This window comes from Acinetobacter sp. WA-87, from assembly GCF_039938935.1.
Lineage (GTDB): Bacteria > Pseudomonadota > Gammaproteobacteria > Pseudomonadales > Moraxellaceae > Acinetobacter > Acinetobacter seifertii.
Window position 1 is genome coordinate 258,303 of the sequence record NZ_JBDUVF010000001.1, and the last position, 14,435, is coordinate 272,737.

Sequence of the window (14,435 nt, forward strand, 5' to 3'; positions counted from 1 at the left end):
TTGCCTATGTCACACGTTTCTCCCTGCTTCCAACAAAACCAGTTTCTTGTGTTGGTGGAATATCTCACTTCACTGCATGAAATTTATCCTGTTAAACATGAGTTTGCGGGATATCCGGCTGCAATGACATTGGCAGATCGTGTACATTCAGATCATGATATTGCTCCGCTTGAAGCCAGCAAAAGTTATCCGGACTTAATCGATAAAGTCTTACACTTTTCAGGTAAGGCACGAGACATACAAGACTTTGAGCGCTTTTTAGAACAAGCTCAAGCAGCCAATATTCAAAACTTGTTATTGCTTACAGGCGATAAACTCAAAGAACATCATAATGGACGAGATGGGCAGCCTCGTAGTCGTTATCTAGAGTCGGTAAACGCCGTAATGGCTGCCAAGCAACACGGCGGGTTTCGTATTGGAGTTGCTTTTAACCCATTTAAATATGTCGAAGCTGAGCGTGACGCACAGTATTTAAAACTACATAAGAAAATTAAAGCAGGCGCTGACTTTATCATTACCCAATTGGGCTATGACATTGAAGCCTTAAAACAAGCCAAATCATTTTTAACAAAACATCATTATTCACAGCAAATACTGGCTTGCGTCATGCCACTGACTTTAGGTCGTGCCAATTTTATGGTCAAACATAAAGTTGCAGGTATTGTGATTACCCCACACATGCTAAAAGTTTTGGCAGACGAAAAACAGGCAGGATATACAGACCGCGTTTTTTTACGTTGTGCTTTGCAAATTTTGATATGTAAACACTTAGGGTTTGCAGGAATTCACTTATCGGCTTGTCATAAGCCAGAAGAGCAAATGCTGCTTGAAGGCTACATTGAGCAATACAGACATCTGGAGCTTAAAGCTTTAGAAGAGCTTTGGAATTCACTTTGGCAAGTCACGTCAGGTAAAGAGTTTTCGCCTGAAATTGCTCGGTTTTCGCGTCAGCCAACTTCTAAACAATTAATTAAATATCGCCAGCTACATGTTATGCATGAAGCAATGTTTGACTCAAAGCTTGCTAAAGGTGTTGGACGGTTTATTTTTAAAGCGTCTTTTTGGGATAACACTTTAGTTGCTAAAGTATTACTTAAAACAGAAGTACTGAGTAAACATAGCTTAGTGGGTTGTGAAAGCTGTGGTCAGTGTCGCCTAAGCGATACTTTATATATTTGCCCTGAAACGTGTCCAAAAGGTTTAGCCAACGGGCCTTGTGGTGGTACAACTTTAGACCGCTGCGAATTTGGTGACCGTGAATGTATTCACTCAGTCAAAGCAAGACTTGCTAAAGCTGTTGAACAAACTGAAATATTAAAAGAAAAACTGATTCCAACTGTGCCTCTTGAAACTAGGGGAACCAGTTCTTGGAAAAATTGGTATTTAGCGACTGATGCTTAAGTTTTGTATTACCCCTTGATTTGATTTTATTAAAAAATCAAATGGGAGGAGGCTAAAACACGGCGATAATTTAAAAATAACAATTGTTTGGCTTAATTATGTCCAATCAAGATGATTACTGAGGAGTATACTTAAAGCAAATCTTTTGCGTTAAAAGGAAAGCTGTCTCAATGAAAAAGTTGGTTGCTGTAATTGTTGTTTTAACTGGATGCTTTTACGACCCTGTTAATTACGACAAAATACACGACCAAGAGTTCCAAGACCACCTCAGGCAAAACGGTTAGTAATAAAAAAAAGCAATGCTACATCGAAATCTGCGAATGTAATTCTCTCCAAGAGCAATTATTTTTTCGGTTGGATTACTAATTGCGTTTCACTATAAAAGTTCTGGTTTTGCTGTGTATCTTATTTTCTGGATGCATAGCTCGTTCGATCAATAACAATTTAAGTGTAGGTATTTGCGTGAAAGCCCTCTAGGGAGGGCTTTGGCTACTTTTTGATTTGAGGATTTGGTGGAGCAGGTGGTCGTTGAGGGATAATATTTCCACCACGTATATTTGTTGTAGCTGGAGGTGGTGGTGGGGGTGGGATATTCGTTGATTTAGTCATATCATTCTCTAAATTTTAACTATTAGATAGATACAACCCAATATACCTGTAAGAATTAATAGTGCATAGGTGCACGACATAATTTTTAATAACCAACGCTGTCTATAAATATTATTATCGCGAATAATTGTAGAACATTGAGAATACTGCTCTACAAGATAAAGTGTGTATTGATCATTTACATATTCTTGTTTTTCAGTTTCAAAATTTGGATCTTGTATTGTGCTTTGACTATGTTGTATATAATGGTTCTCTAGTACATTTCTATAGTTTTCCATATCACTTGAGGTATTTGTCCAACTATCTAACTTGATGTGTGAGAGGCAGTAAAATCCATACAAAGTAAAAATCAATAATACTATCATTACTTCCCATAAAAAAATAAAGAACGTAAGGAGCATTTCAGAATTAAGAATTAGAGTGTCAAACATTGTGATATTTGCGGTAATGCATCCAGTTATCAAAACTGCATAAATTGCCATTCGGGCATATAATTTTTCTTTAAAATCTATTTGAAAATAATATTCAGCTTTATAGATTTCCAATCTTTTTTCTAAATTCATTTTAGAAAGCCTAAGCTTTTGATATTTATTTTATTCTAATGAAGTTTTAGGAAGAAATCATGAAATCGATTAAATTGTTTAAATTTCTTTTCTAACTAGTTAAATAATTATTGTTAATATCAATATTTGAAAATTAAAATTTGGAGGGGATATGACAATTCTTCAAAATGCAATTGATTCAATAGCACTTGGTATTGAAGATTATGAAGAAGCTGTTCATGATTCTAGACGTTTGATTTCATGTACACGCAATATTTTTGCTGGAATACTTTTGCTTTTTAAACATAAGCTTAGTGAATTAAGCCCAGAAAATTCTGATGAAGTACTTATTAAGCAAAAAGTTATACCCAGCCAGAGAACTGGTGAAATTAGTTGGGTTGGAGAAGGTAATAAAACAGTAGATGTTCAAGGTATAGAAGATCGTTTTAAAGGACTTGGTATTAAAGTAGATTGGACACGATTAAAGAAAATTCAGAAATATAGAAATGATATTGAACACTACTATACAACTAATTCATCATCTGCTGTACAACAGATGATTTCTGATTCTTTTTTAGTTATTGTGAACTTTATTTCAGAATATCTAAATGGAGATCCAAGAGAGTTACTGGGTGAAGACATTTTTAACGTGATGAAAGAAATTGATGAAGTTTATGAACAAGACAAGAAGATATGTGTAGCTAAATTCCAAACTCTCAAATATTTTCATCCTACTATTCCCACTGTATTAACTAATACAAGTTGTTTTGAATGTGGATCGGGTTTTTTAAATCCTTTAAAAGATAATACTTATGCAGAAGAAACACGTTATCAATGTAGATCTTGTAATGCTGAATTTGACTATGAAAAATTAGTAAATGTTGCATTTGAAAATGAGTTTAGTTTATCTATTAGAGATATCATGAATGGTGAAGAAGATATTAGCTGCAATTGCCCTGAATGCGGAGGGTATTTTCTATATCAAGAGGGAGTTTGTGTGGCATGTGGTTACGAAAATAATTTAATTTGTAAGCTGTGTGATGACAAAATTCATCCCTCAGAGGTTGAAGTATTTGAAGGACGTTGTTCATATTGTAATTATAAGTGGGAAAAAATGATGGCTGAGTAAAATAAAGAGGCACTTTTTTTTGTTTGCGTTAAATAGGTAAACGATGACCGCACTTTTAGAAAAGGATTTCAGCCCATCTGAGTTTACATTGTTTTCTGAAATATTATGGAAACTTGGCTCAGGGAAAGGGCAATATAATTTACGTGAAAATATCCTTGCAGATATTGCCATTTTATTACGGGCTGATTTCGCTGCATCTTACATTTGGGATTCAAACCATAACTTATCGAAAGAAGGTGTGATATGGAAAATCGACCCAAAAGCGATGAAGGACTATGAGTGTGTTTGGCAATTTGATGATCCGATTACAGCACAGCTTCGCAAACGTCAAAAACCAACTTTCGTAAACGAGGTCATGCCTCTCGCAGACCTGAAAAAAACACCCTATTACAATGAGTTTTTGAGAGCCTATGGTTTATATCACGGCATAAATATTTATTTTGTCCGAAATGGTATGGATATTGGTGATTTACGCATTTGGCGTGCGAAAGATGCCGACACGTTTAGTGAACGTGAAAAAAGAATATTAAACCTGCTTGAACCTTATTTTACTCAAGCCTTACCCAGTGATTTATCAAGTCAATATGGTCTGACGTCACGGGAACAAGAAGTGGTTCGCTTGGTAACTAAAGGTTTAAGTGATAAAGATGTGGCCAATTTACTGGATATTAGCTTTACAACATTAAGAACTCATTTGAACAATTCTATGAGAAAAATTGGCTGTAATAATCGCACAGAAATGGCCTTGCTCATTCGATATTAAAGTTTAAGCAATCCTCAATTTTGAGGATGCGAATGAATGAGCAATTTGTACTAAGTTTCTAAAATTACAACTTAAATGGATTAAAAATTACTATGTTAAATACAAATGAAAAAATTAATTGGATCGAATCACTTGATCTATCAAATGCTTCAGTAGATTTCATTACTAAATTCATTCATGAAAGAAAAGTATCTTGTGAAGAGCTTGTGCATCATTACTTCGATAATATTGAAAAACAGCAATCTTTAAATGCATTTATTAGCACAGATAAAGCTTCAGCAATTCAACAAGCTCAATATTGGGATAAATACCTACTCAGTGGAAAACCATGTCCAGCTTTAATGGGTATTTTAATTGCGGTTAAAGACAATATTCATGTTGCAGGTTTTCCCAATAGTGCAGGTACGCCAGCTTTAGCTCAATTTAGACCTCAAACTTCTGCCCCCGTTATTCAAAAGCTTATTGATCAAGGTGCAATCATTGTTGGTAAAGCCAATATGCACGAATTAGCCTTTGGGGTAACAGGTTATAATACTGCCATGCATATAGAAGGTGTTGTGGGTACACGAAATGCTGTAAACCCGTTACACATTGCTGGTGGGTCTTCTTCGGGTAGTGCGGTAGCTGTTGCAGCGGGCATGGTTCCGATTGCTATGGGTACAGACACAGGTGCTTCTATTCGACTGCCAAGTGCCTTAAATGGTTGTGTGGGTTTTCGTCCAACGGTAGGACGATATTCACAAGAAAATATTACCCCAATTTCACATACTCGCGATACCGCTGGCCCTATAGCACATAGCGTATCTGATGTTATTTTAATTGATGAGCTTATTACTCAAGAACCAAGAAAAGAACCACTCCAGCCTCATCAAATTCGGCTCGGTATCAATTCATACTTTTGGAATCATTTAGACGAAGACGTTCATGAGCAGGCACATATTGCGCTTGAAATGTTAAAGAATGCTGGAGTCGAAATTATTCCTGTCGATATGCCAAATTTAGAACAACTCAATCAAGCTATTTCATTTCCTGTGGCCATCTATGAAGGCAAATATGACCTGATTCAATATTTGAAAGATCATCGTATAGACCTAACCTTAGAATCTGTAGTCGATCAGATCTCAAGCCCTGATGTACAGGCAATTTTTAAACTGAATATTCTTCCTGAGTTAACTCTAGATCAGAATGGTCAACTTGTTCCCGTTTTACCTTTGTATGAAAAAGCGATTAGTGAAGCTCGGCCACAATTGCTTGAACTCTATCAAAACACATTTAAAGCGCATAACTTACATGCTTTATTATTCCCAACATCACCAATTGTGGCACCACTAGCAAATGAACAAGTTTATTCAATTGAAACTTTCCAGACCCTCATGCGAAATACAGACCCCGGCAGTAATATAGGAATACCTGGAATGAGTTTACCCATTGGAATGGGTACGAAATCAAAACTGCCAGTTGGTTTAGAAATAGATGGCTTAGCTCATCAGGACAGTGAAATACTTGCTATTGGAATAACTTTAGAAAAAATTTTCAAACGTTTAAATCAATAAAAAATCACTTAAATTACTATTTTTAAAGGTTTGTTTTTGCTTTTAAATAATGGCTTTGAGATTGTTTTCTGCTTTTATTTTATCTGGAAAAATATAAGTCACTTTACTCGGTAGAGTGACTTAATTATTAAAAATTACCGTTTATCATCTTTAATGATTTTGTTAGATTTCTTATTGTTGTTTTTAAAAAATATAATATTTATAAATTATATATATTCTATATGTATAAGTATAAAAACTTTGATTATTAACTCATTTTTAAATTACATGTTATTTTAATTAATAATACTTAAATATTACACAATAAAACTTTTTGTTAACATTTCTGCAATAAATTAACCGATTTGGAGTTTTGAATAAAATATAAATAATTTTAGTAATTTGTTAATTAACAAATATTTATGTTTGATTTTTAAATCGATTTATTAAGAGAAATCTATCGTAATTAGAATTAAATATTTTTTAAATATAGTTTATATAACACGATTTATTGACATAAATAGAAAAAATATATGGCAAAGAGGTCAATGATATTTAATTCACTTCAGAACCATAATTTGCACCAAATTTTACGCTGTCACGATTCATTGAATAAAACCAAGTGAAAAGTTACGTAAATAAGAAACCAATAATTTTATTGGCTTAAATAAAAAATCGAATATTACAAATAAGCGGAATGAATATGGATAACGTAGCTCAGCTAGAAACTGATACTAATTTCCAAAGTCGAAAGAAAATAACATGGGGTGTTTTTAGTGTCCTGCTGTTATTTTTAGTTGCTGGCATCGTATATTATTTTTTTGTATATCGATTCTATCAATCTACTGATAATGCTTATGTGCAAGCCGATGTGACTTGGGTTATGCCAAAGATTTCAGGCGAAGTGATGGAGTTATTAATTAACGATAATCAGGTGGTAAAAAAAGGGGAAACTTTAGCGGTATTAGACCATCGTGACTATCAAGCTCGTTATGACCAAGCGCGTTCTGTGGTCAGCTTAAAAGAAGCCGCACTGGGCGTACAACAACAAAATGAAAAGTCTGCCAAGTCGTCAATTACTGAAGCAAATAGTGGTGTAGTAGCAGCACAAGCCGACCTATCTCGTTTGAAAAAAGAGTTCGAGCGTTATCAAGATTTATTAAAAGATGGCGTAATTACCCGTCAAAACTTTGAAGGGGTTCAGTCTCAATATTTAACCGCTCAAGCACAGCTCAGTAAAGCACAAGCCGCCGTAAATGCAGCAGAAGCTCAGTTAGGTAGTTTACAAGCGAGTCGAGCACAGCTTTTAGCAGATATTCAAAGTGCCAATGCAAATTTGAATCTCTATCAGGTCGATCTGGCTTCCTCAAAAGTAGTTAGTCCTGTGAGCGGCAAGATCGGTAGCCTTGCAATTCAAAAAGGCTCACGTGTTTCTCCACAAACCCGCTTAATGGCAATCATTCCTGAAAATAGTTTGTATGTACAAGCCAACTTCAAAGAAACCCAAATTGAAAAAATGCATGTTGGTCAGAAGGTGAAGTTAAAACTTGATGCCTATCCGAGCCTCACCTATACCGGAAAAATTGAGAGTTTTTCACCAGCTTCAGGCGCGACTTTCTCACTGATGCCACCAGACAATGCAACAGGCAACTTTAACAAGGTTGTACAGCGTATTCCTGTACGTATTGCCATAGATTCAAGCCCACATATTGATTTGATAAAACCTGGAATGTCGGTGAGTGCCACCGTTGACCTAAGAACTTAATAAAAAAATTTTAGGTAATAAGAAAATGAATAAGCATGTTGAAGCCGAGTGGAGGTTTCCTGCAAAAACTGCATGGGCAATTTTTGCTGCCATGATTTTTGGCAACTTCATGGCGATTCTTGATATTCAAATTGTGGCGAGTTCTCTAAACGAAGTTCAAGCTGGTATGAGCGCAAGTCGATATGAAGTCACTTGGGTACAAACGGTTTATTTAATTGCCGAAATTATTGCAATTCCAATGTCGAGTATTGTCTCGCGGGTGCTTTCAACACGGGTGTATTACACCATTTGTGCAATTGGTTTTACGGTGAGTTCTTTACTTTGTGCTTTGTCGTGGAACTTGGAAAGTTTACTGGTGTTCCGTGGCATTCAAGGCTTTATGGGCGGTGGCATGATTCCGACTTCCATGACGGCGTTGTACTTACTGTTCCCCGAACCAAAACGGTCATTGCCTTTGGTCATGTTTGGCATGATCAGTACTTTAGGGCCCGCGATTGGCCCCACCATTGGCGGTTGGCTCACCAATAACTTCTCATGGCACTGGATGTTCCTGATCAATATTATTCCGGGCATTATCATTGCTACGGTCATTTACTCAGGCCCAAATATTGACCGAGCGAACTATTCACTCATCAAAAGCATGGACTGGTTTAGTCTGGTCGGTATGGCGATGTTTTTGGGTGGGCTTGAATATTTCCTCGATGAAGGTGCACGACATGACTGGCTTGCAGACACAGGCGTTCGTATTGCTTTTATGGTCTGCCTAATAGGCGGCATGATTTTCTTCTCTCGAAGTTTTACCCAGCCTAAGCCTTTGCTCGATTTATCGGTATTTAAAAACAAAAACTTTACCTTAAGTGCCATCACAACGTTTGTGATTGGTATGGCGCTGTATGGCTTGGGTTACATGATTCCCGTGTTTCTTGGGCAAGTCCGTGAAATGAACAGTAGCCAAATTGGTCACGTCATGATGGTAACAGGCATTGTCATGTTCTGCTTTGCGCCGTTCCTTGCATGGCTTATTCCTAACTTTGATACCCGCAAAACTGTATTTGTCGGAATGGTTCTGGCGGGCTTTGGTGTATGGCTCAATTCGCACCTCAGCATTCATAGCGATTATGACTTTATGTTTTGGCCGCAAATTTACCGTGGTATTGGCCTCATGATTTGCCTGATTGTGGTGTCGCATTTGGCGATGAGCACTTTGCCACTTAGTAAAGTGGCCGATGCCAGCGGTATTTATAACCTGATGCGTAACATTGGCGGCGCGGTTGGACTGGCGCTGATTAACTCATCCTTAGACTGGCTGACCGCCATGCATGTCACCCAGATTAATCAGGCGATGACACCGCAAAACTGGATATTTACAGAACGACTCGATCAGCTCACGGCGCAATATCAAGAAGTCGGTGCAAATGCCCAGCAAATCGCGCTGAGTGTGATTTACCGCGACATTCATTTTCAGGCACTGACATCTAGCTTTAATGATTTATTACGCATGCTCGCAATCATCATGTTTGTGACCGCCTTTTTAACCATCTTTATGGACAGGGGGAAGAAAATGAATATGTAAATTTTTAGCAGTAAAAGACAGCTTTTTAAAGAATGAAAACAATAGGGCATATCAAAACGTATCCCTTCTTAGAAAAAGAACATTTATACGAGTTTCTAACATCGCCGTACGAGCGAGCGGAACTCACAGATCTGGATGTGGGAGATTAAAGTATTATGATTAATACAACATATAAACTGATTTCAAAATTGAACCTGAAAAACACAACTTATGGGCAATATTTTGAAAGAGAGCAAATTGATACTGATCGACTAAAAGTGATGTATTCCATTTACGAACAGTATTATGAAAATACCAGATTTTCTATTTTTGTAGACGATTTTAAAAATAAAAGCGGTGCGATCTTAATTTTTGACTCTGAGACAGATGAGATTGTCGGTTTCTCGACTGTGGTGGTGCAGCACTTCTACTTAAACGGTAAAGACTACACCGTGTTGTTTAGCGGTGATACGGTTATTTTGAAGAAGTTCTGGGGCACACGTAGCTTACAAAGTACCATGCTTAAACTCATGATTAAGCTTCGAATTAAATATCCTTTTAACGAACTTTATTGGTTACTTATTTCTAAGGGCTATAAGACTTATCTATTACTTGCCAATAATTACTATGTGTATTACCCAAACATTAAAGATGAAAACCAACACCTTTCGGAAGTGGTTGAGCACTACTGTGAAAAATTCTTTGGTGAATATTATGACCGTGAAGCAGGTTTACTCAACTTTGGTGATGACTATCAGCCATTAAAAGGCGAAGTTGCACCCATTACCGCCGAAATGAGAGAAAAGAATCCAAACATTCATTTCTTTGAACAAAAAAATCCAACTTGGAAAGCAGGCACAGAACTGCCGTGTATAGGTCGTCTTGGTTGGAAAGATATAGCCCGTTTCCCAGTTAAGCTCATGACGAAGCCGACCAGTAAAGGAAAGTTTGAAGCTTGTGTAACCCATAAAACAAAACGTAGAGAGGCTATCCAATGAAATCTAATGAATGGCTGACTCTAGGCTCGCATCTTATTTTAAAAAAATGGTGTGATGCATCTGACCGTAATTTCCAAAAAAAGTTTAATGCTTTAGAAACCACACAACGTCAAATTTTGCATTCGATTTTACAGACCTCGACTTTTGCCAAAGATAAAAAGGTTCAAAACTATGAGCAGTTTGTAAAAGCCTTTCCTGCGACTCGCTATAGCGCATGGCGAGAAGACATTCAGCGTTACCGTGAACAAAAGCTTTCACTTTCGAGCAGTAAGCTGGTTCGTTTTCAGCCGACAAGTGGTTCGAGTGAACAAATCAAGTTTATTCCATACACCAAGTTATTTTTAGATGAGCTTGACCATGCAATTGCGCCGTGGATGGCAAGTTTATACCGTAAGTGTCCAGAGCTGAGTTCGGGTACACACTACTGGTCGGTGTCATGGTTACCTGAAAGTCAGCGTGAAGTTTTAAAAGATAAAAACCTAAATGATGACAGTGCGCTACTTGGCGTAGGTAAGCGCATTTTATCTAAGTTTACCCAAGCCGTTCCAAGTAACGTTGCCTTTGCAGCCAATGCGGACGATGCACTGTTTGCCACCTTTTGTTATTTGGTCGCAAACCGTAACTTAGCCATGATTTCGGTATGGAGTCCGACTTTTGCGCTGCAATTGCTGGAACGTTTGGAGTCATTGCAAAAAGATGTGGTTGAAGTGCTTAACAGCGGTAAATGGGGCAATCGTGAGGCTTCACTAAAAGAAGTGACTGCACCGCATAGCCCTGAAAGTGCTCAAGCCTTAATTGCAAGTTCAAACGGCGCACAGATCGACTTTGAAAAACTTTGGCCAAAGTTAAGTCTGGTTTCGAGTTGGGACACTGCTGGTTCAAAAGCTTGGGCCGAGAAATTAAAAGAGAAATTGCCCAGTGTTCAGTTTGAAGGCAAAGGGTTATGGGCAACCGAAGGTGTAGTGACTATTCCCTATAACGACCAATACCCATTGGCCTACCAAAGTCATTTCTATGAGTTTGAATATTTAGAAGGTGAGAAACAAGGTCAAATCGTTCCTTCATGGCAACTCAAACAAGGTGATGTGGTTAGCCCACTCATTACTTCGGGTAATGGCTTACTGCGTTACTGTCTAGACGATTGTTTAAAAGTGACTGGCTTTATAGAGCAAATCCCATGTTTTGAGTTCCAAGGCCGCCGTTTTGGGGTAGATCTGGTTGGTGAGAAACTTGCACCTGAAACCGCACAACAGTTGTTGTCACAGTTAAATGAAACGGAATCGAAAGCGATTTCTTTACTTGCGATTGATACCCAACAACAGGTTAAACCATTTTATTGCGTGCTTTTTGAAGGCGAAATTCATCACAGCATTAACAATGAATATATCGACAGTATTTTACGTCAAAACTTCCATTATGAACTTGCACGAAATTTGGGACAGCTCGACCAGCCTCAAATTCGACAAGCCAATAATGGGTGGAATGCCTACAAGCAACTGGTCATGTTTGATGGCATTATCGAAGGCAATATCAAACCTGAGCCACTTAAAAAAGTCACCCTCAATAGTTTGGAACAACTATGAAAGGGATGAAGTCATTTAATACTCGATTTTTAACACTTCGACACGCCTTTTATTTAGGCGTGTTGGTTGTGTCGAATACACATGCCATGACTTTAGACGAGGCGTTGTCTGCTAGCTTAAGACATGAAAGCCAGCTTGAAGTCAGCCGTTTAAGCGTAAACCAGTCTACCGCTATGCTTGAACAGGCCAAACAGCGCGATGGACTCAAAGTCAATTTAGTTGGACAACTGGACTATGAGCGAATAGATACACCGCCAAAAGTCATGTTTCCAACCGAAGGGAACCGTAAAGGCCGAAGTTTGCAGTTACAGGCTGATTATCCGATTTATACCTCTGGACGGCATCGTTTGGGGGTAGATATTGCCCAGAGTCAGCTTTCTGCCCAACACCAAGGCTTGTCAGATCAACGGTCGGAAACGATTTTAAACACGGTCATGGTCTATACCGACGTATTAAAAAAGAAAGCCATTTTAGAACTTAGACAAAAGACCATGGCGAACCTGCAACGGTCTTTATATGAGTCAAAGCGCCGTTTTGATGTTGGTATGATTACCCGTGCAGATTTGGCTCAGGTTTTGGCACAAGTTGCGCAAGGCCAAGCCGATATTACACAGGCGCAGTCTAACTTGACTGTAAGTGAAGCACAGTTTTACCAAGTGACAGGTACAACACCAGACAACCTTGTTGCCATTAAGCAATTGCCTGCTATACCGAATGGGTTAGATGAAATTTTGGCGCAAACCAAGAATCATCCGGCTTTAATGCGCGCTAAATATGAAATGCAAGCCGCAGAGAAACAATACGCTTTAACTAAACGAGAACTCTGGCCAACGGTTATGCTGACCAGTCGTGCCGGAAAGCAAGATGAAGCGAGTTATATTGGTTCTGAAAGTAATAACTACATGGTCGGGTTACAGCTGAATGTACCGCTCTATGACGATGGCTTAAATCGCGCCAATGTTAAAAAAGCGCAGGCTGATATCGATTTGGCTCATCAGAAAATACGAAGTCTTGAACTGGACTTAAATAAACGTACCCGTACCACCTATGCGCAGCTTCAAACCATCCGCCAAAATAAAGATGCATTGGCAAATGCCATAGAGGCAGCGTCTATTGCCTTTGTCTATACACGTAAAGAGTTTGATGTCGGCACCAAAACCACTTTTGATTTGCTTAATACCGAGCAGAAGCTACTCGATGCACAAACCCAAAAAACCGTAAATGACCAAGACGAAGTGGTATTTGTCTATCAGTTACTCGACCAAATGGGACGTTTAAATAGTTTGGTTCCTATGCAGACCGCACAACAGGTGAATAATGAATAAAACAAATACACCACTCGTAGAAAATACCCTGATTACTCGTGAAGCAACTTTGGCAGATGACGAGGCTTTACGAGACCTAATAGCTGTTCCCATGACCACCAAAGGTATACAAATTAGCTTTCAGCGTGAACCGAGTTATTTTAGAGCGTCTGATATTGTGTATCGGCATAAACTGCATGTTGTGATTGAAGACACCGAGAGTCAAAAGAAGCTCGCTTGTTATAGCAATGGTTATCGTCCTTGTTATGTCGATCGGAGCGTTCAAAACTTACGATACGCTGGCGACTTACGGGTAGATCACAACTATCGTGGTAAATCACTGGTGAAGGTATTAGCCAAGCATGTAAAACAGACCATGCATGCACCTAACTTTAGCCAAATGATTATTTTTGATGATAACCATGCCGCACGCGCCGCTATACAAACGGGTAAAACGGGAATGCCCGATTATTATGATGAAGGACTTATAGAGACACTCAGCCTGACGAGTACAGGCGCAAAACGAAAAATCACGGCTTTTTTAAAGCAAGCTAATAAACAGAGTGACATTCAAGAGATTCGTAGTTGTGTTGCCGAAGCCCAACATGTACCAGCCATGAATCAGTTTATTGCCGATATGGCCGAGTTTTACAACTTTATACCTGCCTATGACTTCGAAGAACTTGCCCAAGGACATCATTATTTTTCAGGAATAAAACTCTCAGACTTTTCACTTTACTTTAAGGGCGAAAAACTGGTGGGTATGTTTGGCTTGTGGGATCAGCATAGTATTAAGCAAACCAAAATTTTAAATTATAGCTCGGCCATAGCTGTGCTTAGACCCGTTTATAACTTGCTAACCCCAATGACTAAAGGCATGCGTTTGCCTAAGCTGGGTGACTCTATTCAGTACCATGTGCTGCATACGCTTATGTGCCATCCCGAAGATTTAGCTTTGCATCATAAAATGCTCGAAGATGCCTATAAACAGTCAAAACAACAGGGCGTTGGTGTGGTGAGCTTTACGCTTTCCCATAAAGACCCGCGTTATCAGTTAAATCAGTTCTATAAAGGGGAGCGTTTAACGGGTATGCATGGTTTTATTAGTTATGAGGGCGACCCAAGACCAAATTTTGATAAAAACCTGATTCCGTACTTAGAAGTTGGGCGTATTTAACCCTTATATAGCTTCGCCGTAGGTCATTAATGCGCAAAAATTTGCTCATTTTTAGGCAAATTAAATAGATTTGAGCAAAT

General features: G+C 38.4%; 11 protein-coding genes. 10 read left to right on the plus strand and 1 reads right to left on the minus strand.

What is annotated here, in order from left to right; translation table 11 throughout:
* Positions 1 to 6 precede the first annotated feature (6 nt).
* A complete protein-coding gene (locus tag ABFY81_RS01290; RefSeq protein ID WP_347912841.1) occupies positions 7 to 1,401 on the plus strand; it encodes a methylenetetrahydrofolate reductase C-terminal domain-containing protein in 1,395 nt (464 codons plus the stop codon).
* Positions 1,402 to 2,018: 617 nt separating this feature from the next.
* Here the strand turns inward: ABFY81_RS01290 and ABFY81_RS01295 are convergent.
* Positions 2,019 to 2,573 (minus strand): hypothetical protein, encoded by a 555-nt coding sequence (locus tag ABFY81_RS01295; RefSeq protein ID WP_347912842.1) that lies wholly within the window; start codon positions 2,571 to 2,573, stop codon positions 2,019 to 2,021.
* Between the two features lie 151 nt (positions 2,574 to 2,724).
* Between ABFY81_RS01295 and ABFY81_RS01300 the strand changes: the two genes are divergently transcribed.
* From ABFY81_RS01300 to ABFY81_RS01340, 9 genes are all read left to right on the plus strand, one after another.
* A complete protein-coding gene (locus tag ABFY81_RS01300) occupies positions 2,725 to 3,681 on the plus strand; it encodes a hypothetical protein (protein ID WP_347912843.1) in 957 nt (318 codons plus the stop codon).
* Between the two features lie 43 nt (positions 3,682 to 3,724).
* Positions 3,725 to 4,444 (plus strand): helix-turn-helix transcriptional regulator, encoded by a 720-nt coding sequence (locus ABFY81_RS01305; RefSeq protein ID WP_347912844.1) that lies wholly within the window; start codon positions 3,725 to 3,727, stop codon positions 4,442 to 4,444.
* A 92-nt stretch (positions 4,445 to 4,536) separates the two neighbouring features.
* The gene (iaaH, locus tag ABFY81_RS01310) at positions 4,537 to 5,997 is read left to right on the plus strand and encodes an indoleacetamide hydrolase (protein WP_347912845.1); all 1,461 of its coding nucleotides are present in this window, start codon (positions 4,537 to 4,539) and stop codon (positions 5,995 to 5,997) included.
* A 682-nt stretch (positions 5,998 to 6,679) separates the two neighbouring features.
* Positions 6,680 to 7,741, plus strand: a complete 1,062-nt coding sequence (locus ABFY81_RS01315) for an HlyD family secretion protein (RefSeq protein WP_347912846.1) — start codon at positions 6,680 to 6,682, stop codon at positions 7,739 to 7,741.
* Positions 7,742 to 7,766: 25 nt separating this feature from the next.
* On the plus strand, positions 7,767 to 9,314 hold the full coding sequence (locus ABFY81_RS01320) for a DHA2 family efflux MFS transporter permease subunit (protein ID WP_004701515.1): 1,548 nt from the start codon (positions 7,767 to 7,769) through the stop codon (positions 9,312 to 9,314).
* Between the two features lie 188 nt (positions 9,315 to 9,502).
* Entirely contained in the window at positions 9,503 to 10,291 is a 789-nt protein-coding gene (locus tag ABFY81_RS01325; protein WP_171057761.1) for a hypothetical protein, read from the plus strand.
* Complete coding sequence (locus ABFY81_RS01330; RefSeq protein ID WP_347912847.1) at positions 10,288 to 11,874, plus strand: GH3 auxin-responsive promoter family protein; 1,587 nt, start codon at positions 10,288 to 10,290, stop codon at positions 11,872 to 11,874. Before ABFY81_RS01325 ends, ABFY81_RS01330 begins: the two co-directional genes overlap by 4 nt.
* A complete protein-coding gene (locus tag ABFY81_RS01335) occupies positions 11,871 to 13,199 on the plus strand; it encodes a TolC family protein (RefSeq protein ID WP_347912848.1) in 1,329 nt (442 codons plus the stop codon). Before ABFY81_RS01330 ends, ABFY81_RS01335 begins: the two co-directional genes overlap by 4 nt.
* Positions 13,192 to 14,355, plus strand: a complete 1,164-nt coding sequence (locus tag ABFY81_RS01340) for a hypothetical protein (RefSeq protein WP_347912849.1) — start codon at positions 13,192 to 13,194, stop codon at positions 14,353 to 14,355. Before ABFY81_RS01335 ends, ABFY81_RS01340 begins: the two co-directional genes overlap by 8 nt.
* Positions 14,356 to 14,435: the final 80 nt, after the last annotated feature.

Excerpts from the sequence above, each read along its gene's own strand:
- ABFY81_RS01290 (WP_347912841.1), top strand. The coding sequence starts at position 7 with ATGTCACACGTTTCTCCCTGCTTCCAACAAAACCAGTTTCTTGTGTTG.
- ABFY81_RS01295 (WP_347912842.1), bottom strand. The coding sequence starts at position 2,573 with ATGAATTTAGAAAAAAGATTGGAAATCTATAAAGCTGAATATTATTTT.
- ABFY81_RS01300 (WP_347912843.1), top strand. The coding sequence starts at position 2,725 with ATGACAATTCTTCAAAATGCAATTGATTCAATAGCACTTGGTATTGAA.
- ABFY81_RS01305 (WP_347912844.1), top strand. The coding sequence starts at position 3,725 with ATGACCGCACTTTTAGAAAAGGATTTCAGCCCATCTGAGTTTACATTG.
- iaaH (WP_347912845.1), top strand. The coding sequence starts at position 4,537 with ATGTTAAATACAAATGAAAAAATTAATTGGATCGAATCACTTGATCTA.
- ABFY81_RS01315 (WP_347912846.1), top strand. The coding sequence starts at position 6,680 with ATGGATAACGTAGCTCAGCTAGAAACTGATACTAATTTCCAAAGTCGA.
- ABFY81_RS01320 (WP_004701515.1), top strand. The coding sequence starts at position 7,767 with ATGAATAAGCATGTTGAAGCCGAGTGGAGGTTTCCTGCAAAAACTGCA.
- ABFY81_RS01330 (WP_347912847.1), top strand. The coding sequence starts at position 10,288 with ATGAAATCTAATGAATGGCTGACTCTAGGCTCGCATCTTATTTTAAAA.
- ABFY81_RS01335 (WP_347912848.1), top strand. The coding sequence starts at position 11,871 with ATGAAAGGGATGAAGTCATTTAATACTCGATTTTTAACACTTCGACAC.
- ABFY81_RS01340 (WP_347912849.1), top strand. The coding sequence starts at position 13,192 with ATGAATAAAACAAATACACCACTCGTAGAAAATACCCTGATTACTCGT.